Origin of the sequence: Bradyrhizobium amphicarpaeae (assembly GCF_002266435.3) — a bacterium.
Lineage (GTDB): Bacteria > Pseudomonadota > Alphaproteobacteria > Rhizobiales > Xanthobacteraceae > Bradyrhizobium > Bradyrhizobium amphicarpaeae.
On sequence record NZ_CP029426.2, the window covers coordinates 2991713 to 3013989 of the forward strand.

A 22277-nucleotide genomic window follows, 5' to 3' on the forward strand; every position below is an offset into this window, starting at 1 on the left:
TGCGCGTCGGTCCGCCCATACCATCTGGGTGAGACGCCAATAATCACTCCGGTGATCCCATGACAGTGCGCCTCGATTTCACCAGCGAGGCCTTCTTCCGTGATCCGCCCAAGGCGATCGCGGCGTTGCGCATGTCGGGTCCTCTCGTCGCGACGCGATTTCCCCTGGTCGGCGATGTCTGGATCACCACGACCCATGACGCCACCGCGCAGGTCCTGAAGGACGGCGCGACCTTCACGCTGCGCAAGGAGGACGGCGACGTCGCCGGGCTGCGCTGGTGGATGCCGAGATACGTCAGGACCATCGCCAACAACATGCTGACGATGGACGAGCCTGGCCATACCAGGCTACGCAGCATCGTGGACGAGGCCTTTCGCCGCCGTGCGATCGTCGCCATGGAGCCGCGCATCCGCGTCATCGCCGACGGTCTCGCCGACGAGCTGTTCGCTAATGGAAGTCCGGCCGATCTGGTCCAGCGCTACGCGCGAATCCTGCCGCTCGCAGTGATCTCCGAGCTGCTGGGACTGCCTCTGGCCGACCGGCCCAAATTCATCGCCTGGGGCAACGCGATGTCCTCGCTGACCAACGTCGTCGGCTTCTTCCGATTGCTGTGGACCTTTCGCAAGATGCGGGCCTATCTCGAACAGCAATTGCAGGCCGCGCGCACGCAGGGCGGCGAGGGCCTGATTGCCGAATTGGTCCAGGTCGAGCGCGAAGGGGCCCAGATCACGCCGGACGAGATGGTCTCGATGGTGCTCCTGCTGCTCGCAGCCGGCTCCGAGACGACGACCCATCTCATCAGCGGATCCGCCTACGAGTTGCTCCGACGTCCGGACGACTGGCTGGAGCAGGACTGGAGTCGCATAGGACTTGCGGTGGAGGAGTTTCTTCGCTTCGTGTCACCGGTGCAGTTCTCTAAGCCGCGCCATGTGCGGCGAGACGTCGAGGTCGAAGGCGTGCGTCTGAAGAAGGGCGACCGTGTCATGGTGATGCTGGCCGCGGCCAACATGGACCCGGCGATGCATGATCATCCCGAAAGCCTCGATCTGGAACGCAAGCCGAACCGTCACATCTCGTTCGGAACAGGAGTCCATTTCTGCCTCGGCCATCAGCTCGCGCGCATCGAGGCGGCCTGCGCACTGGAAGCACTGTTCGTGCGGTGGCCGAAACTTGGTCTGGCCGTTGATCCCGCCGAGGTCCGCTGGCGGCGGAGGCCGGGGATCCGCATGATTGCGAAGCTTCCCGTTTCGGCCGAGGCCCGCGGAACAAGCGCGTCTTCGCGTCGCGAAGCGAGCGTCGATCGTTCCTTCACCGTTGCGAGCTGAGGACCAGACTTCTTCGGAGAGGGGCGTTCCTTCCGCTGGACTCGCGGACCGGTGTTCAGCCGGTCCGCTTTTTTGTCGCCGCGAGATCGCGTTCCCAGCCGAACACGGAGAGGCCGTCGAGGTCGGGTGAGGCGGCGCGCTCGCCGGCAATGTAGGCCTCCACCGAAGGGCCGCGCGCGGTCCGCTCCAGCTGTCGCGCCTGGTCGTCGAGCCGCTTCATCGCCTGCATCTCTTCCTCACGCCCGAGCCTGGCGTTCTGGATCGCGCCCTTCAGCACGCGGATGGTCTCGTCATAGACCTTGATCGGCACCGGATAGGGATGGCGGTCCTTACCGCCATGGGCGAGCGAGAACCGCGCGGGATCGGCGAAGCGATAGGGCGCGCCATGCACGACCTCGGCGACCATTGCGAGTGAGCGCACGGTGCGCGCGCCGACGCCTGGCGTCAGCAGCAATTCCGGGAAATCGACCGGTCCGCGTTCCGCGGCGGCTGCGAGGGTGCCGTGCAGGCGCCGTGCGAACACATCCTTCGGCCGGACATCGTGATGCGCCGGCATGATCAGATGCGGCAGCATGGCCTGCGCCGGCTCGGGGGCGGTGTCGGTCAGCCGCTCGAACTCGGTGAGGATGCGATCGGGGCCGAGATCGCTGAGGAGATCGAGCTGGGCGCTGCGCGAGATTTCGGCGCGGTGGTCGGTGAGGTTGACGATCTCGCCTTGCTGAGGGCCGTCGATCGCGCTGTGCGGTGTATCGACGAAGCTCTTCAAAGCCTCGGAGTGCCAGTGATAGCGGCGGGCCTGCCGCTTGTCGCCGTTCATGCCCTGCTGCACCACCGTCCATTTGCCGTCGGTGGTCACGAAGAAGCCGTGGAGATAGAGATCGAAGCCGTCCTGCACGGCCGCGCTGTCGACCTTCGCCACCAGGCGGCTGGCGCGGGTGAGCTTTGCGCTGTCGAGGCCGACGCGGTCGCCGAGCTGCATCAGCTCGTCCGGCGTCTTGCGCGAATGCTGACCGCGGCCGCCGCACACGTAAATCCCGAGCTCATCCTGGAGCGGTCCGAGCCCGCGCTTCAGCGCGCCGATCACGGACGTGGTGATGCCCGAGGAGTGCCAGTCCATTCCCATCACGGCGCCGAACGACTGGAACCAGAACGGATGCGACAGCCGCTGGAGAAACGCGTCGCGGCCGTAATGATGCACGATCGCCTGCGTGACGATCGACCCGAGCGAGGCCATGCGGCTCGCCAGCCAGGGCGGAACCCGCCCGGTATGCAAGGGAAGATCGGCGCTGCCGGTGCGTCTGGTCATGATGACTCAATTAGCGCAATTCGGCGACGGTTGCATCTGCGGAATGCTGCGTTGCAAAAGAGGGTGGACTGAAGCAGGCCGGGAAACGTTGAGCTGGCTGCGCGAATGCAATGACGGAACCAGTCCATGAACTTGCAGGCCCTGATGGCAGACATCGACAGGATGTTCAGCTGGATCCCGTCGTGGTTTGTTGGCCTCGGCTTGGTTGTCGGCGCGATGCTCCTTGCGCTGTTTGCTTACCGTGTCGCCGTATGGCTGCTCAACCGCGCTTTCGGAACGCGTCTTCCGCTTCTGAGCGTGTTCATCGACCGCACCGCGGGCCCTGCCCAACTGGCTGTGTGTCTGGCGGCCGTGGCTCTGGTCCTGCCGCTTGCGCCGCTCGACGACACGATCCGGACGCCGCTGACGCGCCTCTTCGTCGTGGCCTTCATCGCCCTGATCGGCTGGATATCGATCCGGATCGTCGACATGAGCGCGGCGCGCTATCTGCAGAATTTCCGGGATGTCACCGAGAATTTCGTCGCGCGCAAGCACGTCACGCAAGTTCGCGTCTTCAAGCGCGTCACCGACACCATCATCGTCGTCATCACGGTGTCGACTGCATTGATGACGTTCGATTCGGTGAGGCAATATGGCGTCAGCCTGTTCGCCTCCGCCGGCGCGGCCGGTATCATCGTCGGTCTTGCCGCGCGGCCGCTGCTCAGCAACCTGATCGCCGGCCTGCAGATCGCGATCACCCAGCCGATCCGCATCGAGGACGCCGTCATTATCGAGAACGAATGGGGCTGGGTCGAGGACATCGCCTCGACCTATGTCGTGATCCGGCTGTGGGACTGGCGCCGCATGGTGGTGCCGCTGTCCTATTTCATCGAGAAGCCGTTCCAGAACTGGACTCGCGACACCGCTTCGTTGATCGGTGTGATTGCCCTTCACGTTGACTATCGCGCCGACGTCCCGCGTATCCGGCGCTGGCTGGAGGAGGCCGTGAAGCATTCCAAGCTCTGGGATGGCGCCGTGGTCAATCTTCAGGTGATCGACGCGGACTCGCGCACCATCGAGCTGCGTGCGCTCGTCAGTGCGCGGAACGCGCCGCAGTCCTGGGATCTGCGCTGCGAGATGCGGGAGAAGCTGATCGCCTTCATCCGCGACGAGATGCCGGAAGCGCTGCCGCGCGAGCGGGCGATCCTGATCCCGTCGGCAGACGATGCCGACCTGCGGCGGCCTGTTAGGCCACCGGAGAAGATGCGGGCGAGCGCGCGCAATTGACTCTCCGAGCGATCAGCCGGCGCCGACCATAGCCGCGCCGGATTGCCGGTCGGAACGCGGACGCCGCTTGCGCAGTTGACGTCGCGCCCAGATCAGGAGGCCGGTGGACAGCAGCGCCAACAATGCGACTGACGTCACGACGTTGAGCGGCGAGGCGATTAAGACCGACCAGTTTCCTTCATGGATCAGGCGCGGCCAGTTGCGCGGCAGCGGCGTGACCTCCGATGGATTGACGGCGTATGCGCGCAGCTCTCCATCCTCATAGAGACGCGCCATGATTCGACCTCCGCGCGTGCCGATCGAGATCACGTGCGCGAAGTCATGGGAGGCCGCGACCATGCGTATCGCGTCGGGCAGGGCGAGGGGACGGCCGCCGGCCGGAGCGGCTCCGCCCTGGAACGTCAGGCCGAACGCCATGCACAGGCCGGTCAACGGGCTCAACAGGACCAGCGGCAGCGCGAACCAGGCGGTGCCCTTGTGCCATCCGGACAGCGTGTTGCGCAGCCGCGGCAGTCCCATGAGGATGCCGAGCATCATCAGGGCGACCATGGCGATGGTCGAGATCGTCACCAGCCACGCCTGGCCGAGCAGCCGCTCATGCGTGACGCGCGCCCACCGGAAGAGCTCGCTGAGGCCTGAGCCGGCGGCGGCAGGCGTGCCGGTCACGAGGTCGATCGCCGGCGTGCCGGAGCCTTGCAGCGTCATCCGCTGCCCAGCCGCATTGATCGAAAGCCCGCGCGCCTTGTTGTCCGGATCATATGTCTTCACCAGCTCGACGATTCGTGCGGGATCGATCGCCGGACCGCCGATGCCACCGACTTGCACGAGTGGCTCGAACGACAGGATCAGGCCGGTCGCGATGATCGCAAACAGGGGAAGCGCAAAGATCAGCGTGATCCAGCGATGGAGCGTCAACAACAGCGGTTTGTTCATTCTTCGGTCTCCGGCGATCTGGGACACTCGTCGCCTGACGCAGTCCCGAAGACAAATGACGCTTTGTCCAGATTGCCGCGTTGATGTGCAGCAAATGGAAGCGCGCGGTTATCGGCGATGCTGCGATCGCAAATCGTTTGCAGGTTCGAGCATCGTCGACATTTGAGCCGCGCAAGCCGCCTACCGGCTGGATCGCGTCGAGCCCGCCGGACGGCTGCTCTTCCGTCACGGTTGAGCAGGTCAGCCGTCCTGGCTGGCAGCGTGCGCTTGGAGATCGAGCTCTTGGTTAGGCCCGATTGAAGCGCCTCACTGCGCGCGGATGTCGGCAGCCTTCAGCACCGGCTGCCATTTGGTCGCCTCGGCGTGCATGTAGGCGTCAAACTCCTTGGGCGAAGAGCCGACCGGCGCGGCGCCGATCTTGCCGAGTGTCGACAGCACGTTCGGATCCTGCAGTGCCGCCTTGAGATCGGTCTCGAGCTTCGCCACGATCTCCGGCGGCATTTTGGCCGGACCGAGCACGCCCCACCAGACCGAGACGTCGTAACCGGGGACGCCGGATTCTGCGACGGTCGGAACGTTGGGCAGCGCCTTGGAGCGCTCGGCCGAGGTCACAGCAAGCGCGCGCACCGGGCCACCTTCGAGCTGTCCGATCGCTTCCGCGAGCGGATTAATGCTGAGCGGGATCTCGCCTGCGATCACGGCCGTCAGTGCCGGCGCGCCGCCTTTGTACGGGATCGCGACGATCTTGGTGCCGGACATGTATTTGAGCAGCTCACCGGCGAGATGCGCCGAGGTGCCGTTGCCGGACATGCCGTAAGACAGCTTGTCCGGCTCCTTCTTCGCTGCGGCCAGGAGCTCGCCGAGCGTCTTGTACGGGCTGTCCTTGGCGACGACGATGGCAAGCGGCGAGGAGGCGATCTCGGTGATCGCGGTGAAGTCCTTGAACGTGTCGTAGGGCACGCTCGGGTAGATGAACTGGTTGAGCGGATGGCCGCTGGCGACCAGGATCAGCGTGTAGCCGTCGGGCGCGGCCTGCGTCAGCGCCTGCGAGGCCACGATGCCGCCGGCGCCGGGACGGTTGTCGACCACCGGCTGCTGCCCCCAGGTCTTGGCCAGCGCCTGGCTCAGCGTGCGCGCGAGCACGTCGACTGCGCCGCCGGCCGCGTAGGGCACGAGGATATGAACAGGCTTGCTCGGATAATTGTCGGCGGCCTGCGCCGCGCTGCCCGCGAGCAGCAAGCCGGCGCCCAGCATCCATCCGCCGATCGTCTTGTTCAAACCCAGCATATTCCCAGCACTCCTTGCGGGCGCACGCATCCTTCGCAGCATCCTTGCATCGGTCTTCGAGTCGTCCGGATGGCGCCCATGGTTCTTGTTGACGAGACCTGATCTTTTGTACGATAGTACAAATAACATGGTACGCAAGCCCGCTAGCAAGGAAACAGCCCGCAAGCCGAACATGCGCGAAGCGATTCTCGCTGCGGCCGAGGAGCTGTTTGCCACCAACGGCTTCAATGCCGTCTCGGTGCGCGACATCGCGCAGGCCGCCGGAGCCAATCCCGGCAGCGTGACCTATCACTTCAAGACCAAAGACGGCCTGCTGCTGGAGATTTACCGGCGCCATTGCGGGCCGATGAACTTGCGCCGCTTCGAGCTTCTTGCCGCCGCAAAACGCGTCCGCGATCTGCAGGATCGGCTCGAGGCGATCGTGCGCGCCTATGTGGTGCCGGCCTTCACCTCGGGCAGCGACCTTGCCGGCGGTGGGGCGCGCTTCACCCGGCTAAGAGCCGTGATGTCGGCGGAAGGCAACGAGGTCGCGCGAAAGATCATCGCGCAGACGTTCGACGACACCAGCCACGCCTTCATCGATGCGATCCACGAGAGCCTGCCGCACATTCCGCGCACCGACATCGTCTGGCGCAGTCACTTCCTGCTCGGCGCGCTCTATTACTCGCTGGTGACGCCGGACCGCGTCTCGCGCCTGTCGCGCGGCGAGGCCGATGGCGGCGATGCCGCCAGCGCCATCGAGCAGCTGGTGCAGGCCACGGTCGCTGCGTTCCAGGCTCTGCCGCTCGATCATGCCGCGCCGGCGCGGCGGCGGCCGGTCGTCGGCAGCAAGACTTGAAAGCCGCGGTTTCGCCCGGCGGTTGAAGTGATGACGATGATGTACACGCCCACCATTCCGCCGCCCGATCCGAACACGCGCACGCCGAAGTTCAAGCTGCCAAGACTATCCTGCGACGCGCATTGCCACATCTTCGGGCCCGGTGCGAAATACCCTTATGCGCCGGACCGATCCTATACGCCGCCGGACGCGCCGCTGGAGGATTTTCGCATCCTGCATGCCAGGCTCGGCGTCGAGCGCGCCGTCATCGTCAATGCCAGCGTCCACGGCACCGACAACAGCGTGGCTCTCGATGCGATCGCGCGGAGTAACGGCGCCTACCGCGCGGTCGCCAACATCGACGATACCATCACCGAGCGCGGTCTTCGCGTGCTGCACGAGGGTGGCTTCCGCGGCTGCCGCTTCAATTTCGTCCGCCATCTCGGCGGCATCCCCGACAAGGGCATGTTCGACCGCGTCATCGCAATGGTCGCGCCGCTCGGCTGGCACGTCGACCTGCATTTCGACGCGATCGACCTGCCCGACTATGCCGACATGCTGGGAAGGCTGCCGCTGAGCTACACCATCGACCATATGGGACGGGTGAAGGCCTCCGAAGGACTCGACCAGCTCCCGTTCAGGATCCTGATCGAACTGATGCAGCGCGACGAGAAATGCTGGGTCAAGATCTGCGGTTCGGAGCGGGTGTCCTCCAGCGGTCCGCCCTTTACCGACGCGGTGCCGTTCGCGCGAAAGATCGTCGAGACCGCGCCGGATCGCGTCATCTGGGGCACCGACTGGCCGCACCCGAACGTCAAGGTGATGCCCAATGACGGCGATCTCGTCGATCTCATTCCGCTGTTCGCGCCGGAGCCGGAGCTTCAGCAGAAGATCCTGGTCGACAATCCCGCGTTCCTGTTCGGTTTCGACGATGACCGCGCGCGCGATCGATGCAAGTCACCGAATGAAAGAGGGGAGTTCGTCCCATGAAGACAGGTCTGGTCATTACCGCACATCCCGGCGATTTCGTCTGGCGTGCCGGCGGTGCCATCGCGCTGCACGCGAAGAAGGGCTATCGTATGAAGATCGTCTGCATGTCCTTTGGCGAGCGTGGCGAGAGCCAGTTCGCCTGGAAGGAGAAGGGCGCGACGCTGGAATCGGTCAAGGCCGGCCGCAAGGACGAGGCGGAGCGGGCGGCGCAACTGCTTGGCGCGGAGATCGAGTTCTTCGATTGCGGGGACTATCCGCTCAAGCTCACCGAGGCGCATTTCGATCGCATGGTCGACATCTACCGCGAGCTCAATCCGAGCTTCGTGCTGACCCACGCGCTGGAAGACCCCTATAATTTCGACCATCCGAACGCGGCGCATTTCGCGCAGGAGACCCGAATCGTCGCGCAGGCCATGGGCCACAAGCCCGGCGCGCAGTACAAATATTCGGCGCCGCCGGTGTTCCTGTTCGAGCCGCACCAGCCGGAGCAGTGCAATTACAAGCCGGACCTGCTCCTCAAGATCGACGAGGTCTGGAAGGAGAAGTACGAGGCGTTCCAGATCCTCGCCGCGCAGAAGCATCTCTGGGGCTATTACGAGCGCGTCGCGCTCAATCGCGGCATCCAGGGCAGCCGCAACACCGGCGTGCCCATGACCTATGGCGAGGCGTATCAGCGCCTGTTCCCGACCGTTACGGAGGAGCTGGCATGAAGCCGGTCGTCGTTCGCAACATCAAGAGAGCCGATCCCGCCGGCATGGCGGAGTACGGCGTCTCGACCGTGCACGAGGCCTATGGCCGCATCGGCCTGATGAAGCCTTATCTGCGTCCGGTCTGGGCAGGGGCGTCGATTGCCGGTCCCGCCGTCACCGTGCTGGCGCAGCCCGGCGACAACTGGATGATCCATGTCGCGGTCGAGCAGTGCAGGAAGGGCGACATCCTCGTCGTCGGCTGCACCACCGACAATACCGACGGCATGTTCGGCGAGCTGCTCGCGACCTCGCTGCAGGCCCGCGGCGTGCAGGGGCTGATCATCGACGCCGGCTGCCGCGACGTCAAAGCGCTGCACGAGATGAAGTTTCCGGTATGGTCGCGCGCGGTGTCGGCCAAGGGCACGGTCAAGGCGACGCTCGGCTCGGTCAACATCCCCGTGGTTTGCGCCGGCGTCAATGTCGATCCCGGTGACATCGTCGTGGCCGATGACGACGGCGTTGTCGTGGTCCCGAAGCGCTATGCCGTCGAGGTCGCCGAAAAGGCCAGGAAGCGCAACGCGGATGAAGGCGGCAAGCGCAAGCGGCTGGCATCGGGTGAGCTGGGTCTCGACATGTACAGCATGCGCGAGGCGTTGGCGAAGGCCGGGCTCGTCTATGTCGACAATCCTGAGGATGTTTGAAGAGAAGCGGAGCGGGCGGATGGATCGTCTCAAGCTGAAAGCCGTGCTCGGCAGCCACCCTCATGTGCAGGCGGTGAAGCGCGGCGAGCTTCGCTCCGACCTTTTCGATCTGGACTTCGTCGCGTACACGCCGACCAACACCGCGTTCAAGCCGATGGTGCGTGAGCAGGCCTTCGACGTCTGCGAGATGGCGATCGTCACCTATCTGATGGCGAAGTCGCATGGCAAGCCGCTGGTGCTGCTGCCGGCGACCATGCTCGCCCGCTTCCAGCATTCCTATGCGCTATACAACCCTGAAAGGGGAACGCTGGGGCCGTCCGATCTCGAAGGCAAACGCGTCGGCATCCGCTCGTTCACGACGACGACCGGAGCCTGGATCAGGGGCATCCTCGCCAACGACTACGGCGTCAAGCTCGACGCGATCCGCTGGATCACCTTCGAGGATCCGCATGTCGCCGAATATGTCGACACCACCGAGCGCGCGCCGAAGGACAAGAAGATCCTGCAGATGCTGCTCGACGGTGAGCTCGACGCCGTCCTCGGCGAGACCTCCGATGATGCCAGGCTGAAGCCACTCTTTCCCGATCCGGCAGCGGAAGCCGCCGAATGGTACGCCCGGCGTGGCGTCGTGCCAGTCAATCATCTCGTCGTCGTGACCGAGCAACTCGCGAGAACACGTCCCGAGATCGTTGCGGGCATCTATGATCTGCTCAAGCGGAACAAGGAACAGATGGGCCCGGCGACGACGCCGGACCTCATCCCGTTCGGGGTCGAGGCCAACCGGAAGTCGCTGGAGCTGATCGTCGACTACGCATTCCAGCAGGCGCTGATCCCGCGCCGCTATGCGGTCGATGAGCTGTTCGACGCGACGACACGAGGATTGAATTGATGGTGGATCCGAAGCGATGGCAGATCGGGCTGGTCGGCTATGGCGAGGTCGGCCGTATCCTGGCCGAGGATCTGCGTCAGCAGGACATCAAGGTCTCAGCCTACGACATCAAGCTCGGGGGCGAGCAGGGCGTGCCGCTGAGCGAGCATGCGGCGAAATTCGGTGTGACGCTGGCGGTATCTCATGCCGAGCTGACGGCGAAATCGGACTTCATCATTTCCGCCGTCACCGCAAGCCAGGCGGTGCCTGTCGCAAAGTCCTGCGCGACTGCGATCAACCAGGGCACATGGTTCCTGGATTTCAACTCGGCCTCGCCCGGGGCCAAGCAGCGTGCCGCTGCGCTGATCGACGGCGCTGCGGGTCGCTATGTCGAGGGCGCCGTGATGACCTCGGTGCCGCCGTATCGCATCAAGGTGCCGCTGCTGCTCGGCGGCCCCGGCGCGAGAGAGCTGGAGCCGCTTCTAAACGCCATCGGCTTTGCCGCCAAGGTTGCGAGCGACAAGCTCGGCGTGTCCTCGGCGGTGAAGATGTGCCGCAGCATCATGATCAAGGGCCTGGAGGCCATGGTCATCGAGAGTTTTACGACCGCGCGCGCCTATGGCGTCGAGGACGCGGTGCTGGCCTCGCTCTCGGAAACCTTTCCCGCGATCAACTGGGAGAAGCAGGGCGCCTATTTCTTCCAGCGCGTGATCGAGCACGGTCGCCGGCGTGCCGAGGAAGTGCGTGAGGTCGCCGAGACCGTGCGCGAGGCGGGGCTGACGCCGTGGTCGGCGCAGGGAACAGCCGAGCGTCAGGCCTGGGTTGCCGATCTAGCCGATCAGGGGTTGTTCGGAACGAAGGGCACGAAAGAGTTCGCCCGCAGTGCCGATTGGCGTACCGAGGCAGATCGAATCCTGGCGAAGGTCAAGCGCTGACGCCAAGCACGCGCATTCAGCTCAGAACCCTGCCACGGTCGCGATAGTTCGTGATTTCGTCACGGGCGAGCTCGATCTGGTCGACCAGACGCTTGGCCTCGCGGACGACCTGCTCCTTGGCGGGCGCGGTGCGGAACTCTCTGAGGATCATGCGGATGCACTTGTCGGCGGTATCGAGCGTCCAGAGCGCGCGGGTCATGTCGTCCTGCGTGTGGATCGCCGAAATATCGAGGCTGGATAGGACTTCGCCGATTCCATTCAGTCGCTTGACGGCTGTTTCCGCCAGCGTGCCGGCCCGAATGGAACGATAATCCATGCTACTGAATGCACTGAACATACACGTACTTCCCCACCGAACTCAGACCTTCAGGGCGTCCCCTTAGTACGAGCCGGACGGCCTGTGGTGCAATGCGCACAGCTACGGTCCGGGATTCTACCGGACTCGGATTGGGGCCGTGAAGCCGGTCCGGAACGGTCCGAAGATCGACTGCGTGTTCCGACGATTTTACCGTCGGGAACCCTGGCTGCACACGCCCTCAGCTCCCCGGCCGGAACAGGGCCGGCCGCTGCCGTGCAAAGGTCTGCCGGCCATCCTTGAAGCCCATCATGATTTCGGGCAGCTCGGCGATCGCGAAGCGGCTGTCTTGCGTGTCGAGCACGATGAGATCGGCGGGATTGCCGACCTTGATGCCGTAATCGTCGAGATTCAGCAGCCGCGCCGGAAGCTCGGTCACGAGATCGAGGCAGATGCCGAAATCCCTCACCGAGGCGTGCGCGACGTTGGCGTAGAAGTTCGCCATCCGCAGCAGCGAGGCGTCGCCGAACGGCGTGAAGGGATTGAGGACGTTGTTGGTCGCGACCGAGCACACGACGCCGTCGCCCGCGAGCTTGTGGGCGAGGGTCAGCCCGCGTGGCGCATTGTGGCTGGCCTCGCGCCCCATCAAATAGAGATCGGTCGCGGGCAGAACGGTGACGGCGACGCCGGCTCTCGCCAGTTGGGCGGTGGCAGCTTTCATCCGCTCGGGCGGCAGGGCAGAGAGCTTTGTCGCATGGCCGATTGTGACCCGTCCGTGATAGTTGCGCCGCTCGGTCTGGCGGCAGACTTCTTCGAGATGCGACCAGGAGGGATCGAGATCGAAATCCAGATGGAGGTCGACGTCGACGTCGAACTCCTGCGCGAGATCGAAGATGCGCGCGAGATGCGCATTCGGGTCGGTGTCGGTATAAGGACAGCCGCCGATGGTCTCGCCGCCGTTGCGCAGCGCCTGGACCAGCAGCTCCTCCGCTCCGGGATCGTTGGTCAGACCTTCCTGCGGGAACACGCAGAGCGACAGGTCGAGCGCCCAGGCGTAGTCGCGCTTCAGCGCTTTCACCGCCTCGAAGCTGCGCAGGCCGATCCGCGGATCGATCTCCACATGCGTGCGCATCCGCGTCGTGCCGTGCACGATCGCACGTTCGAGCACCTTGGCGCCGCGGGCGTAGACGTCCTCGACGGTGAAGTCGCGTTTCATTGCCGAGACGGCCCGGATGGCATCGCCGAGACTTCCGTGATCGTGGCCGCAGCGGTCGAGCAGGCAGGCCTTGTCGAGATGGATGTGGGTATCGACGAAGCCGGGCAGGGCGAGATGACCTCCGATATCGACCTCGACCGCTTCGCAGGCGAGCTTCGGCTCGATCGCGGCGATCCGGCCGGCTTTCACGCCGATGTCGACGGGCGCGGCGGATGATCGCAACAGCGCGTTACGGAAGATCAGGTCGAAGGCGGGCTGGGTTGTCATGGCTCTTGCGGACGGAATTTAGAGCAATCAGCGGGGATCGGTGGCTCCAGATTGTCGGCAGTGTAGCGAGGCAAATGTTCAAAATATATGCATGGATTCCGAGACAGTGGCGTTAATATTCCGCGAACCTTGGGAGAACCTGCCATGTCCGTTGCCGCAAGAGCCGAAACTGCACACTTGTCCGACGCGGCGATCGTCGAGGCCTATCTCACGGCATCGATGATTCCCGATCCGGATGCTGCGGCGGCCTATATGGCGCCGGGCACGGTGATCACGTTCACCGGCGGGCGCGAATTCGATCACCCGCGCGGCCCGACGGGTTTCAACGCCAAGCGCTATCGCTGGGTCAAGAAGAGGATGGACCGGTTCGACGTCTGCCCCGGCGACGGCGAGACCGTGGTCTACAGCGTCGGCACGCTCTACGGCGAATGGATGGACGGGACCCCGTTCGAGGGCAACCGCTACGTCGACCGCTTCGTGGTTCGTAACGGCAAGATTACCAAGATGGACGTCTGGAACGACAGCGCCGAGCGCATCCTGCTCCAGCGCGGCATCGAGGCGTAGTGGCAATCTCACCGTATCGAAAGCTGCGATAACTGCTAGGCGCAAGCACGTGTGGCGGCTGGAGCGCGCCTGCGCTATCAAGTTCCGTGTTTGCGCCCGGATACGGCGCGAATCCCCTTTAGGAGCCCCCGATGCGTCTACCTATCATTTTTCTGGCCGTCTCATGTCTTGCGAGTGCCGCCTCGGCCGAGGACCTCACGGGCACGCTCCAGAAGATTAAGGAGACGAAGAAGGTCACGCTCGGCTATCAGGAAGCGTCCGTGCCGTTCAGCTATCTGGACGGCAACCAGAAGCCGGTCGGCTTCGCCATGGACATCTGCCTCAAAGTCGTCGATGCGGTGAAGAAGCAGCTCAACATGCCCGACATCGCCGTCGACACGCTCGCGGTGACCTCGTCGAACCGGATTCCCTTGATGGTCAACGGCACGCTCGACCTGCACTGCTCGGCGACCACCAACAACGCCGACCGGCAGAAGCAGGTCGCCTTCACCAACACGCATTTCCTCAGCGCGACGCGCTTTGCTGCCAAGAAGGCCGCGAAGATCAACACCATCGACGACCTCAAGGGCAAGGCGGTCACGGCGGTGGCCGGCTCGGTCAACCTGACGCAGCTCGCCAAGGTCAATACGGAGCGCAATCTCGGCATCAATATCATGCCGGCGAAGGACCAGGCCGAGGCGTTCCTGCTGCTGGAAACCGACCGTGCCCAGGCTTACGCACTCGACGACGTGCAACTCGCGGTCGCGATCGCGCGCTCGAAGGAGCCGCAAGCCTTCATGATCAGCGAGGAGGCGTTCTCCAAGCCCGAGCCCTACGGCATCATGCTGAGGCGTGAGGATGCGCCGTTCAAGGCGCTCGCCGACCGCGCGACTGCGGAGCTCTACGCGAGCCCGGAGATCGAGGTGCTCTACAAGAAATGGCTGCAATCGCCGACGCCGCCGAACGGCCTCAACTACAACGTCCCGATGTCGCCCGCCCTGCGCAACGCCTTCAAGAAGCCGAGCTCGAGCGCAGATCCCGACGTGTATGTGGTGAACTGAGGCGAGGGCGCTCGATCGCGCACTTCGCGCTTCTCACCCGTTCGAATATTTTTTCAGCTCGAACCGGGCGATCTGGTTCCGATGGACCTCGTCCGGTCCGTCGGCAAGCCGCAGCAATCGCGCGGTGGCATAAGCTTGCGTCAGCCCGAAATCGTTCGAGGTGCCGCCGCCGCCATGGGCCTGGATCGCCCAGTCGATGACCTGGCAGGCCATGTTGGGCACGGCGACCTTGATCATCGCGATCTCGGCTTTCGCCACCTTGTTGCCGACCGTGTCCATGGCATAGGCCGCGTTCAGCGTCAGGAGCCGGGCCTGCTCGATCATGATGCGGGATTCCGCAATGCGCTCCTGCGTCACGGTCTGCTCCGAGACCGGCTTGCCGAAGGCGACGCGGCTGCGCACGCGGCGGCACATTTTTTCCAGCGTACGTTCGGCGAGGCCGATCAGCCGCATGCAGTGGTGGATGCGGCCCGGGCCGAGCCGGCCCTGCGCGATCTCGAAGCCGCGGCCCTCGCCGAGTAGCATGTTCTCCCTGGGGACGCGCACGTTGGTGAAGACGACTTCGGAGGCGCGGTCGGGGACACCATAGAACCCGAACACGGGCAGCGGGCGCTTCACCTCGATGCCTGGCGTGTCCATCGGCACCAGGATCATCGATTGCTGCCTGTGACGGTCCGGATTGTCCGGATCTGTCTTGCCCATGAAGATGCAGATCTTGCAGCGCGGGTCGGTCGCGTTGGTCGTGTACCATTTGCGGCCGTTGATGACGTAATGGTCGCCATCGCCCACGATCGAGCTTTCGATGTTGGTTGCGTCGGAGGAGGCCACTGCCGGCTCGGTCATCGCAAAGCAGGAACGGATCTCGCCGGCGAGCAGCGGCTTCAGCCAGCGCTCCTTGTCCTTCTCCGAACCATAACGCTCCAGCACCTCCATGTTGCCGGTGTCGGGCGCCGAGCAGTTGAAGACTTCAGGCGCCAGGTGAGAGCGGCCCATCACTTCGCAGAGCGGGGCGTATTCGAGATTGGTCAGGCCTGCACCATGGCCGGACTCAGGCAGGAACAGATTCCAGAGGCCTTCGGCGCGCGCCAGCGGCTTCAGCTGCTCGACGACCGGATAGACCTTCCAGGGTCCCAGCTCTTCCGCCTCGCGATAGAAACGCTCCTCGTTCGGGTAGATGTGCCGATCCATGAAGCTCTCGAGCTTGCGCTTGAGCTCGACGACTTTTGGTGACATCGGGTAGAGCATCTCTGGTCTCCTTGATCGGCGGACGGTGCGGGCTCCAGCGCGCGTCGCTTCAAGCGACGCGATAGTCCCTGAATTTCTCGCGCAGCGTGGATTTGAGCACCTTGCCCGTGCCGGTCATCGGAAATTCGTCGAGGAATTCGACGGCGTCCGGCATCCACCAGTTGGCGATTCTCGGGCGCATGTGGTCAAGCAGCGTTTTGCCGTCGACGGTTGCGCCCTTCCTGCGGACGACCAGGAGCAGGGGACGTTCCTGCCATTTCTCATGGTTGATCGCGACCACCGCGGCCTGAAGCACATCGGGGTGGGACAAGGCGACGTCCTCGAGCTGGATCGAGGAGATCCATTCGCCGCCGGACTTGATGACGTCCTTGGAGCGGTCGGTGAGCGTGACGTGGCCCTGGCTGTCGATCACGGCCATGTCGCCGGTGATCAACCAGCCGTCGCGGTCGAGACCTTCCTCGAGCTTCATGTAGCCGGAGGCGACCCAGGGACCGCGGGCGCGGAGATGGCCGACGGTCTTGCCATCGCGCGGCAGCTCGTTTCCGGCGTCATCGACGATACGCAAGGCAGTGCCGAAACAGGCGCGGCCGGAGACCTGGCGCCGGTCGAATTTCTCCTTGTCGCTGAGATGCTCCGAGCCGGGCCTCAAGCCCGGCATCGAGCAGCCCAGCGCCTCGGTCATGCCCCAGGCCTGTATGTAGTCGATATCGTAGTCACGCTTGAGCTTCTCGACCATGGCGCGCGGCGGCGCCGAGCCTGACGACAGCGTCGCCCGTAGCGTGGAGAATTTGTTGCCGGTGCGGCCCAGCCAGTCGAGCAGAATGAGCCAGAAGCTCGGCACGCCCGCCGACAGCGTCACCTTTTCGCCTTCGAGCAATTCATAGAGCTTGTCGGGCTCGTAATTGCGGCCGGGCAGCACCAGCTTCGAGCCGGTATAGGGCGCGGTGAACGGCATGTTCCAGCCATTGCCGTGGAACAGCGGCGCCATCGGCATCATCACCTCGCGCACGCCTTCGACATGGCCCGGCAGGAAGTCGAAACTGCTGCAGGTCATGGTCTGCAGGATCGCGGCGCGGTGCGAATAGATCACGCCCTTGGGATTGCCGGTCGTGCCCGAGGTGTAGCAGATGGTGGAGGCGGACTTTTCGTCGAACTCCGGCCAAGCGAAGCCGGCGTCGTTCTCCTTGTCCAGCAGCTCTTCGTAACAATGCACGTTGGCAAGTTTGGTCTCCGGCATCCGCTCGCGCGAGGACATCACGACATAGGCCTCGATCGTCTTCAGCTGCGGCGCGATCGCCTCGACGATCGGCAGCGTGGCGCGGTCAATGAACAGCAGGCGGTCTTCGGCGTGGTTGATGATGTAGACGAGCTGTTCGGGAAACAGCCGTGGGTTGACGGTGTGCAGCACATAGCCCATGCCCGGCGCCGCATAGAACATCTCGAAATGACGATGCGTATTCCAGGCCAGCGTGCCGACGCGATCGCCCGGATTCATGCCGAGCCGCTTCAACGCCAGTGCCATGCGCTTGATGCGCGGATGGGCGTCGGCATAAGTGTAACGATGGACGTCGCCCTCGATCTCGCGCGCGACGATCTCGGCTTCGCCGTGATAGTCCGCGGCATACTGGATCAGGCCGCTGATCAGAAGCGGCATGTCCATCATCAATCCCTGCATCGTTTCCTCCACGGCCACGTCGTTGCGTGGCGTTGCGCTTGTGATTTGCGCGTGAGGTTAGCGGAACGCACCGCGCCGTTCACGCAAAAAACGGGTGATGTGATTGCGTGCGTCGCTTTTTCAGGGCTAATTGGAGATGAGTTGCCGAAGAAGCAGCGTCTCCCTGGAGGAAATGGATGTCAGCGGAAAGACACAAGACGGGTGCAGCCGGCGAACCTACCGTCGATATTGCCTCGCTCCGTGCGCGCTATCGCGACGAGCGCGATCGCCGCCTGCGTGCCGAGGGCAAAGCGCAGTATGTCGAGGTGTCAGGCGATTTCGGCCGATACCTCGATGACCCCTGGGCCGATCCCGGCTTTGCGCGCGAACCCATCAGTGAAGAGACGGAAGTGCTCGTCGTCGGCGGCGGCTTCGGCGGTCTGCTTTGCGGTGCGCGCTTGCGCGAGGCCGGCATCGACGATTTCCGTATCGTGGAAAAGGCTGCGGATTTCGGCGGCACCTGGTACTGGAATCGCTATCCCGGCGCGGCCTGCGATACCGAGAGCTACATCTATCTGCCGCTGCTGGAAGAGACCGGCTACATGCCGGTGCGCAAATACGCCCGGGCGCCGGAGATCTACGAGCACTCCCGTCGTATCGGCCGCCATTTCGGCCTCTACGATCGCGCGCTGTTTCAGACCGTCATCGCGCGGATGACATGGCAGGAGCAGGAGGCGCGCTGGCTGGTCGAGACCAGCAGGGGCGATCAGATCCGCGCACGCTTCGTCATTCTCGCCGGAGGTCCGCTCAGCCGGCCGAAGCTGCCGGGCATTCCCGGCATCGAGACCTTCAAGGGGCACAGCTTTCATACCAGCCGTTGGGATTACGGCTACACCGGCGGCAATGCGGATGGTGGTCTGAGCGGACTTGCCGACAAGCGCGTCGGAATCATCGGCACCGGCGCCACCGCCGTGCAATGCGTGCCGCATCTCGGCCGCTCGGCGAAAGAGCTCTATGTCTTCCAGCGCACGCCGTCCGCGATCGGCGTGCGCGACGACCGGTCGACGGATCAGGACTGGGCGCAGAGCCTCAAGCCCGGCTGGCAGCGCCAGCGCATGGACAATTTCACCGCGGTGATATCAGGCGAGCCGTTCGAGCGGGACCTGGTGCAGGACGGCTGGACCGGCCTGCTCGGCGAGATCCTGCTGGCGCCGCGTCGTCAGAAGCAGCCGGTGACTTCCATGGAAGAGGCGCTGAAGGTCATCGAGCAGGCCGACTACCGCAAGATGGAGGAGATCCGCGCCCGCGTCGATGCGGTGGTCAGGGACACCGCGACCGCGGACGCGCTCAAGCCCTGGTACAAGGCGTTCTGCAAGCGGCCTTGCTTCCACGACGAATATCTCGACACCTTCAATCGCCCGAACGTGCATCTGGTCGACACCCAGGGACAGGGCGTCGAGCGTATCACGGAGAATGCCGTCGTGGCCGGCGGCAAGGCCTACGAGCTCGACTGCCTGATCTACGCCAGCGGTTTCGAGGTCGGCACCGACTACGCCCGCCGCATGGGCTTCGAGGTCCATGGCCGCGACGGCATGAGCCTGTCCGAGCGCTGGCGGGACGGCGTCAAGACGATGCACGGCTTCTACAGCCGCGGCTTCCCGAACTGCTTCCTGATCGTCACCGTGCAGGCCGGCCAGAGCGCCAACTTCCCGCACATCATCGACGAGCAGTCGCAGCACATCGCCTATGTGATCGCCGAAGTGCGCAAGCGCAAAGCCCGAACGCTGGAGCCGACGCTCGCCGCCGAGAACGCCTGGGTCGAGGAGGTCGTCAAGGCTGCGATCGGCCGGCAGACCTATCTCGCCGAATGCACGCCGGGTTACTACAACAATGAGGGCGTGTTCGATCCGATCGCGGCAAGAAACAGCCAATATTGGCGCGGGCCGATGGCGTTCCTGCGGCTGCTCGACAAATGGCGGAAGGAAGGCAATCTGGAAGGGCTCGAATTGTCCTATGATCGGGCCATGGAGTCGGCGTCTTCCACCGGTTAAGATGCGCGCCGATCGGTACAGGACGGAGACTTGGTATGATCAGGGGCAGGGCTGTTGCGGGAGCGGTTGTTGGCGCGATGGCGCTGCTCGGGTGCCTGGCGCCGGCCGCCGAGGCCGCGCAATGCGGCAGCTCGCCGGCGGGGTTCGAGGCCTGGAAGCGCGAGTTCAGCGCGGAGGCGCAGGGCAAGGGCATCGGCCAGACCGCGCTCTCGGCCTTGATGCAGACCAACTACGCCAGCGCCACCATCGCGGCCGACCGCGGCCAGCGGAGCTTTCAGCTGACGCTCGACCAGTTCCTCGCCAAGCGCGGCGCCACCACCATCGTCGCCAAGGGGCGCCAGCTCAAGCAGTCGCAGGCGGCCTTGTTCGCCTCGATCCAGCAGCGCTATGGCGTCCCGCCCGGACCGCTCCTCGCGATCTGGGGGATGGAGACCGGTTTCGGCAGCCAGCGCGGCAACCAGAACATGCTGTCGTCGATCGCAACCCTAGCCTATGACTGCCGCCGCCCCGAATTCTTCACCGATCAGCTCTACGCCGCCCTGAAGCTGGTGGACCGCGGCACACTGTCGGGGGCGACCCGCGGCTCGATGCACGGCGAGGTCGGCCAGACCCAGTTCATGCCCAAGAACATCCTGGCCTATGGCACCGGAAATCTCGAAGTTGCCGCCAACGCGCTGAACTCGACGGCGAATTTCCTCAAAGCGCATGGCTGGCGCGCGGGAGCCGGATACCAGCCGGGCGAACCGAATTTCGCCGCCATCGAGGCTTGGAATGCGGCGGGCGTCTATCAGAAGGCGATCGCGCTGATGGGCCGGCAGATCGACGAGGGCGGCGGGACGGCGGCGTCGCGCTGAAGAAACCCCGTCCACGTCGCTCGAAGACGTTCTGCTCAGCAAGGCGTGATGCGCCGACACGAGAAAGTTGTTGCCATCCGGAACCGACGGCACGAGGTTTGCTTTGATCAGATTCAGGGCTGGGCATGAGGAGACTCAACATGGCTACCCAGATCGTGATGGACCAGACTGGCGATACGCGCCACGAGTTTGATCCTGACAATGCCGAAGCGCTGGCGCGAGCCGAACGGCGCTTTCGGGAGCTGACGGGGGCCGGCTTCACCGCCGCCCTCCGAACCGGACCCGGCGAAGTCACTCGCGTCAAATCGTTCGACCCGACCGCGCAGGAAACGCTGTTCTATCCTCGCCTGGTCGGCGGTTGATCTGAGCTGCTCATGATGACGGCGGTTTGGCTCCGCGCGCCGGCGCGTGCGCGTCTGCATGCGCTGCGTGAACTCTATCGGCGCTTCTTCGGCGAGAACACGCCGGACGCGCGTGGCCGCCGGCTGCTGTTCGAATGGCTTTCGCCCGCACAACGCGCACAGTTCGAAGAGCATCGGTATTTCGACGTCATCGGCTGCGACACCGGCAAGACCTATCGCATACATTACGGCACGGCCGCCAACGTCCACGAAATCGACGGCGACGGCCGGGCGATGATGGGATGGTGCTTCGTCCCGTCAGGCTTCCTGGTGCCGGGCGACGTCATGCTGGCCCAGAAAATCGCGATCGAGACGGACGAAAAAGGCGCGCTCTCGCTCGCCAACCGTTTTCCGCCGGCAACGCATTCCGAGCAGTTCTACCGTCGGCCTTTCTAGCGGCTGAACGGTGAAGCGCGCGGTGCTCAGTAATGTGTGGTGCGGTAGGCATCCAGCGCATGCGCCGCGAAGACACCGATGCTGCAGAGGGCGAGCAGGCCTGAAATCAGCTCGATCATAGTTCGTCCTCCCGGTGCGAATGGGCGACGAGGTTGCGGCAGCAGGAATAATCGTAGATCAGGTCGAGGAGGAATTGCATGGTGGCCGTCCCTGTATTTATTTTGACAACCACTTAGACGGCCGTCTGTTTCAGGCGTGTTTCGTCGCACCGGGAAAGGGGTTTCGCGTGGAACCCTGGGCTGGTTTGTGCGGCGCAGAGAAGCTACGTCTCATTCCTGGTTAATGTCTTGAGCCGCGCCTTCTGGTGGGGCGATCAAGATGAGGCTCCCCAGGTAAGGCCTTGCGGCACTCCCGCGGAGGTGGTCATCTCAGCCCGGGAACGCGCTGGAGGCTGACATGAAACGATATCTTCTCGCCGCTGTGCTGACCGCGGGCGCCCTGGGCGCCGGGCCGGCGCTTGCGCAGCAATCCAAGGTCGGCGACTGGACCATCGAAAAGCGCACGCAGGATACGCATTGCAATGCGAGCCGTGGCTACAAGGACAAGGATGACGAGAACCGCGACTACGTCATTGTGATCACCTATTCCGACAAGGCGATCGTGATCGTGATGATCTACGACGGCTGGGAGTGGGAGAAGGTCGGCGAGATCCTCCGGGCCGACGTCGGCACCGACGACGCCGACATCATGAAGAAGGCGAAGTGGGAGGTCATGGACAAGACCACCGTGCGCGGCATCTTCGAGTACGACCAGTCGATGATGGACCGCCTGTCGAAGGCGAGGCGCCTGACGCTCGATTTCGAGGACGATGACGACGACAGTATCGAGATGCAGCTTCCGCGTGCTGGCGAAGCGCTGGCGGCGTTGAAGTTCTGCGAGGAGAATCGGAAATAGATTGCCGCTGCCGGCTGTGAAGCCGGCAGGATCTCCGCAATGAAGTGGGTGGCAGCGAACCCGCGCGTGACTCATCGCACAGAGTACGCGCGCTGTTCGCATTTATCCTAGTCTTTGGCGAAACCGTCCAAGCCGCACCCTGCGGTTGACGTTACGCAAGGACGATGTTCGAGATTCCAGCATCCGGCTGCAACGTTATTTTCTCGCCGAAGGCCGCAATCGA

At 64.2% G+C, this 22277-nt stretch carries 22 protein-coding genes; 15 read left to right on the top strand and 7 right to left on the bottom strand.

From position 1 onward, the window contains the following. The first annotated feature begins 59 nt into the window (after positions 1-59). Positions 60-1325: a cytochrome P450 gene (locus CIT40_RS13710; protein ID WP_094896477.1), complete on the top strand. Its 1266-nt coding sequence runs from the start codon at positions 60-62 to the stop codon at positions 1323-1325. Positions 1326-1380: 55 nt separating this feature from the next. Here the strand turns inward: CIT40_RS13710 and CIT40_RS13715 are convergent, their stop codons facing one another. Continuing rightward, positions 1381-2631, bottom strand: coding sequence for a DUF763 domain-containing protein (locus tag CIT40_RS13715; protein ID WP_094896478.1), 1251 nt, complete (start codon positions 2629-2631; stop codon positions 1381-1383). 126 nt (positions 2632-2757) lie between these two features. Between CIT40_RS13715 and CIT40_RS13720 the strand changes: the two genes are divergently transcribed. Further along, on the top strand, positions 2758-3897 hold the full coding sequence (locus CIT40_RS13720; RefSeq protein ID WP_094896479.1) for a mechanosensitive ion channel family protein: 1140 nt from the start codon (positions 2758-2760) through the stop codon (positions 3895-3897). A 12-nt stretch (positions 3898-3909) separates the two neighbouring features. Here the strand turns inward: CIT40_RS13720 and CIT40_RS13725 are convergent, their stop codons facing one another. Both CIT40_RS13725 and CIT40_RS13730 read right to left on the bottom strand, forming a co-directional pair. Beyond that, complete coding sequence (locus CIT40_RS13725) at positions 3910-4830, bottom strand: PepSY-associated TM helix domain-containing protein (RefSeq protein WP_094896480.1); 921 nt, start codon at positions 4828-4830, stop codon at positions 3910-3912. A gap of 306 nt (positions 4831-5136) precedes the next feature. Next, a complete protein-coding gene (locus CIT40_RS13730; RefSeq protein WP_094896481.1) occupies positions 5137-6117 on the bottom strand; it encodes a tripartite tricarboxylate transporter substrate binding protein in 981 nt (326 codons plus the stop codon). Between the two features lie 127 nt (positions 6118-6244). Here CIT40_RS13730 and CIT40_RS13735 point away from each other — a divergent pair, with 127 nt between their 5' ends. From CIT40_RS13735 to CIT40_RS13760, 6 genes are read left to right on the top strand one after another with little or no spacing between them, the layout of a single operon-like run. Further along, on the top strand, positions 6245-6955 hold the full coding sequence (locus CIT40_RS13735; RefSeq protein WP_094896482.1) for a TetR/AcrR family transcriptional regulator: 711 nt from the start codon (positions 6245-6247) through the stop codon (positions 6953-6955). Positions 6956-6985: 30 nt separating this feature from the next. Beyond that, the gene (locus tag CIT40_RS13740; protein WP_094896483.1) at positions 6986-7924 is read left to right on the top strand and encodes an amidohydrolase family protein; all 939 of its coding nucleotides are present in this window, start codon (positions 6986-6988) and stop codon (positions 7922-7924) included. Beyond that, positions 7921-8634 (top strand): PIG-L deacetylase family protein, encoded by a 714-nt coding sequence (locus CIT40_RS13745; protein WP_094896484.1) that lies wholly within the window; start codon positions 7921-7923, stop codon positions 8632-8634. Before CIT40_RS13740 ends, CIT40_RS13745 begins: the two co-directional genes overlap by 4 nt. Then, positions 8631-9314 (top strand): 4-carboxy-4-hydroxy-2-oxoadipate aldolase/oxaloacetate decarboxylase, encoded by a 684-nt coding sequence (locus CIT40_RS13750; RefSeq protein ID WP_094896485.1) that lies wholly within the window; start codon positions 8631-8633, stop codon positions 9312-9314. The genes CIT40_RS13745 and CIT40_RS13750 overlap by 4 nt, the downstream gene beginning before the upstream one ends. A 19-nt stretch (positions 9315-9333) precedes the next feature. Then, complete coding sequence (locus CIT40_RS13755; protein WP_094896486.1) at positions 9334-10203, top strand: substrate-binding domain-containing protein; 870 nt, start codon at positions 9334-9336, stop codon at positions 10201-10203. Then, positions 10203-11117, top strand: a complete 915-nt coding sequence (locus CIT40_RS13760; RefSeq protein ID WP_094896487.1) for a DUF1932 domain-containing protein — start codon at positions 10203-10205, stop codon at positions 11115-11117. Before CIT40_RS13755 ends, CIT40_RS13760 begins: the two co-directional genes overlap by 1 nt. Positions 11118-11133: 16 nt before the next feature. Here CIT40_RS13760 and CIT40_RS13765 read toward each other — a convergent pair whose 3' ends face one another. Both CIT40_RS13765 and CIT40_RS13770 read right to left on the bottom strand, forming a co-directional pair. After that, positions 11134-11454, bottom strand: coding sequence for a hypothetical protein (locus tag CIT40_RS13765; protein WP_094896488.1), 321 nt, complete (start codon positions 11452-11454; stop codon positions 11134-11136). Positions 11455-11653: 199 nt separating this feature from the next. Then, positions 11654-12895, bottom strand: coding sequence for an amidohydrolase family protein (locus CIT40_RS13770; RefSeq protein WP_094896489.1), 1242 nt, complete (start codon positions 12893-12895; stop codon positions 11654-11656). 144 nt (positions 12896-13039) lie between these two features. Between CIT40_RS13770 and CIT40_RS13775 the strand changes: the two genes are divergently transcribed. Next, positions 13040-13459 (top strand): nuclear transport factor 2 family protein, encoded by a 420-nt coding sequence (locus CIT40_RS13775; protein ID WP_094896490.1) that lies wholly within the window; start codon positions 13040-13042, stop codon positions 13457-13459. Positions 13460-13590: 131 nt separating this feature from the next. Further along, entirely contained in the window at positions 13591-14499 is a 909-nt protein-coding gene (locus CIT40_RS13780; protein WP_094896491.1) for an amino acid ABC transporter substrate-binding protein, read from the top strand. A 33-nt stretch (positions 14500-14532) separates the two neighbouring features. Here the strand turns inward: CIT40_RS13780 and CIT40_RS13785 are convergent, their stop codons facing one another. Both CIT40_RS13785 and CIT40_RS13790 read right to left on the bottom strand, forming a co-directional pair. Beyond that, entirely contained in the window at positions 14533-15744 is a 1212-nt protein-coding gene (locus CIT40_RS13785; RefSeq protein ID WP_094896492.1) for an acyl-CoA dehydrogenase family protein, read from the bottom strand. A gap of 49 nt (positions 15745-15793) precedes the next feature. After that, positions 15794-17419 (bottom strand): long-chain fatty acid--CoA ligase, encoded by a 1626-nt coding sequence (locus CIT40_RS13790; protein ID WP_094896758.1) that lies wholly within the window; start codon positions 17417-17419, stop codon positions 15794-15796. 176 nt (positions 17420-17595) lie between these two features. Here CIT40_RS13790 and CIT40_RS13795 point away from each other — a divergent pair, with 176 nt between their 5' ends. From CIT40_RS13795 to CIT40_RS13815, 5 genes are all read left to right on the top strand, one after another. After that, positions 17596-19449 carry a flavin-containing monooxygenase gene (locus CIT40_RS13795; protein ID WP_094896493.1) on the top strand — a complete coding sequence of 618 codons (1854 nt, stop codon included), beginning with the start codon at positions 17596-17598 and terminating at the stop codon, positions 19447-19449. A 35-nt stretch (positions 19450-19484) separates the two neighbouring features. Next, positions 19485-20303: a lytic murein transglycosylase gene (locus CIT40_RS13800; protein WP_094896494.1), complete on the top strand. Its 819-nt coding sequence runs from the start codon at positions 19485-19487 to the stop codon at positions 20301-20303. A gap of 140 nt (positions 20304-20443) precedes the next feature. After that, the gene (locus CIT40_RS13805; RefSeq protein ID WP_094896495.1) at positions 20444-20665 is read left to right on the top strand and encodes a hypothetical protein; all 222 of its coding nucleotides are present in this window, start codon (positions 20444-20446) and stop codon (positions 20663-20665) included. A gap of 12 nt (positions 20666-20677) precedes the next feature. After that, positions 20678-21100 carry a hypothetical protein gene (locus CIT40_RS13810; protein WP_094896496.1) on the top strand — a complete coding sequence of 141 codons (423 nt, stop codon included), beginning with the start codon at positions 20678-20680 and terminating at the stop codon, positions 21098-21100. 456 nt (positions 21101-21556) lie between these two features. Further along, positions 21557-22054: a hypothetical protein gene (locus CIT40_RS13815; RefSeq protein ID WP_094896497.1), complete on the top strand. Its 498-nt coding sequence runs from the start codon at positions 21557-21559 to the stop codon at positions 22052-22054. Positions 22055-22277 lie beyond the last annotated feature (223 nt).

What these genes read in the sequence shown, in the direction of transcription:
- CIT40_RS13720 (WP_094896479.1), top strand. Translation starts at nt 2,758, where the DNA reads ATGAACTTGCAGGCCCTGATGGCAGACATCGACAGGATGTTCAGCTGG.
- CIT40_RS13790 (WP_094896758.1), bottom strand. Translation starts at nt 17,419, where the DNA reads ATGCAGGGATTGATGATGGACATGCCGCTTCTGATCAGCGGCCTGATC.
- CIT40_RS13755 (WP_094896486.1), top strand. Translation starts at nt 9,334, where the DNA reads ATGGATCGTCTCAAGCTGAAAGCCGTGCTCGGCAGCCACCCTCATGTG.
- CIT40_RS13730 (WP_094896481.1), bottom strand. Translation starts at nt 6,117, where the DNA reads ATGCTGGGTTTGAACAAGACGATCGGCGGATGGATGCTGGGCGCCGGC.
- CIT40_RS13750 (WP_094896485.1), top strand. Translation starts at nt 8,631, where the DNA reads ATGAAGCCGGTCGTCGTTCGCAACATCAAGAGAGCCGATCCCGCCGGC.
- CIT40_RS13775 (WP_094896490.1), top strand. Translation starts at nt 13,040, where the DNA reads ATGTCCGTTGCCGCAAGAGCCGAAACTGCACACTTGTCCGACGCGGCG.
- CIT40_RS13805 (WP_094896495.1), top strand. Translation starts at nt 20,444, where the DNA reads ATGGCTACCCAGATCGTGATGGACCAGACTGGCGATACGCGCCACGAG.
- CIT40_RS13710 (WP_094896477.1), top strand. Translation starts at nt 60, where the DNA reads ATGACAGTGCGCCTCGATTTCACCAGCGAGGCCTTCTTCCGTGATCCG.
- CIT40_RS13715 (WP_094896478.1), bottom strand. Translation starts at nt 2,631, where the DNA reads ATGACCAGACGCACCGGCAGCGCCGATCTTCCCTTGCATACCGGGCGG.
- CIT40_RS13795 (WP_094896493.1), top strand. Translation starts at nt 17,596, where the DNA reads ATGTCAGCGGAAAGACACAAGACGGGTGCAGCCGGCGAACCTACCGTC.
- CIT40_RS13800 (WP_094896494.1), top strand. Translation starts at nt 19,485, where the DNA reads ATGATCAGGGGCAGGGCTGTTGCGGGAGCGGTTGTTGGCGCGATGGCG.
- CIT40_RS13770 (WP_094896489.1), bottom strand. Translation starts at nt 12,895, where the DNA reads ATGACAACCCAGCCCGCCTTCGACCTGATCTTCCGTAACGCGCTGTTG.
- CIT40_RS13745 (WP_094896484.1), top strand. Translation starts at nt 7,921, where the DNA reads ATGAAGACAGGTCTGGTCATTACCGCACATCCCGGCGATTTCGTCTGG.
- CIT40_RS13785 (WP_094896492.1), bottom strand. Translation starts at nt 15,744, where the DNA reads ATGCTCTACCCGATGTCACCAAAAGTCGTCGAGCTCAAGCGCAAGCTC.
- CIT40_RS13760 (WP_094896487.1), top strand. Translation starts at nt 10,203, where the DNA reads ATGGTGGATCCGAAGCGATGGCAGATCGGGCTGGTCGGCTATGGCGAG.
- CIT40_RS13725 (WP_094896480.1), bottom strand. Translation starts at nt 4,830, where the DNA reads ATGAACAAACCGCTGTTGTTGACGCTCCATCGCTGGATCACGCTGATC.
- CIT40_RS13810 (WP_094896496.1), top strand. Translation starts at nt 20,678, where the DNA reads ATGATGACGGCGGTTTGGCTCCGCGCGCCGGCGCGTGCGCGTCTGCAT.
- CIT40_RS13815 (WP_094896497.1), top strand. Translation starts at nt 21,557, where the DNA reads ATGAAACGATATCTTCTCGCCGCTGTGCTGACCGCGGGCGCCCTGGGC.
- CIT40_RS13765 (WP_094896488.1), bottom strand. Translation starts at nt 11,454, where the DNA reads ATGTTCAGTGCATTCAGTAGCATGGATTATCGTTCCATTCGGGCCGGC.
- CIT40_RS13735 (WP_094896482.1), top strand. Translation starts at nt 6,245, where the DNA reads ATGGTACGCAAGCCCGCTAGCAAGGAAACAGCCCGCAAGCCGAACATG.
- CIT40_RS13740 (WP_094896483.1), top strand. Translation starts at nt 6,986, where the DNA reads ATGACGATGATGTACACGCCCACCATTCCGCCGCCCGATCCGAACACG.
- CIT40_RS13780 (WP_094896491.1), top strand. Translation starts at nt 13,591, where the DNA reads ATGCGTCTACCTATCATTTTTCTGGCCGTCTCATGTCTTGCGAGTGCC.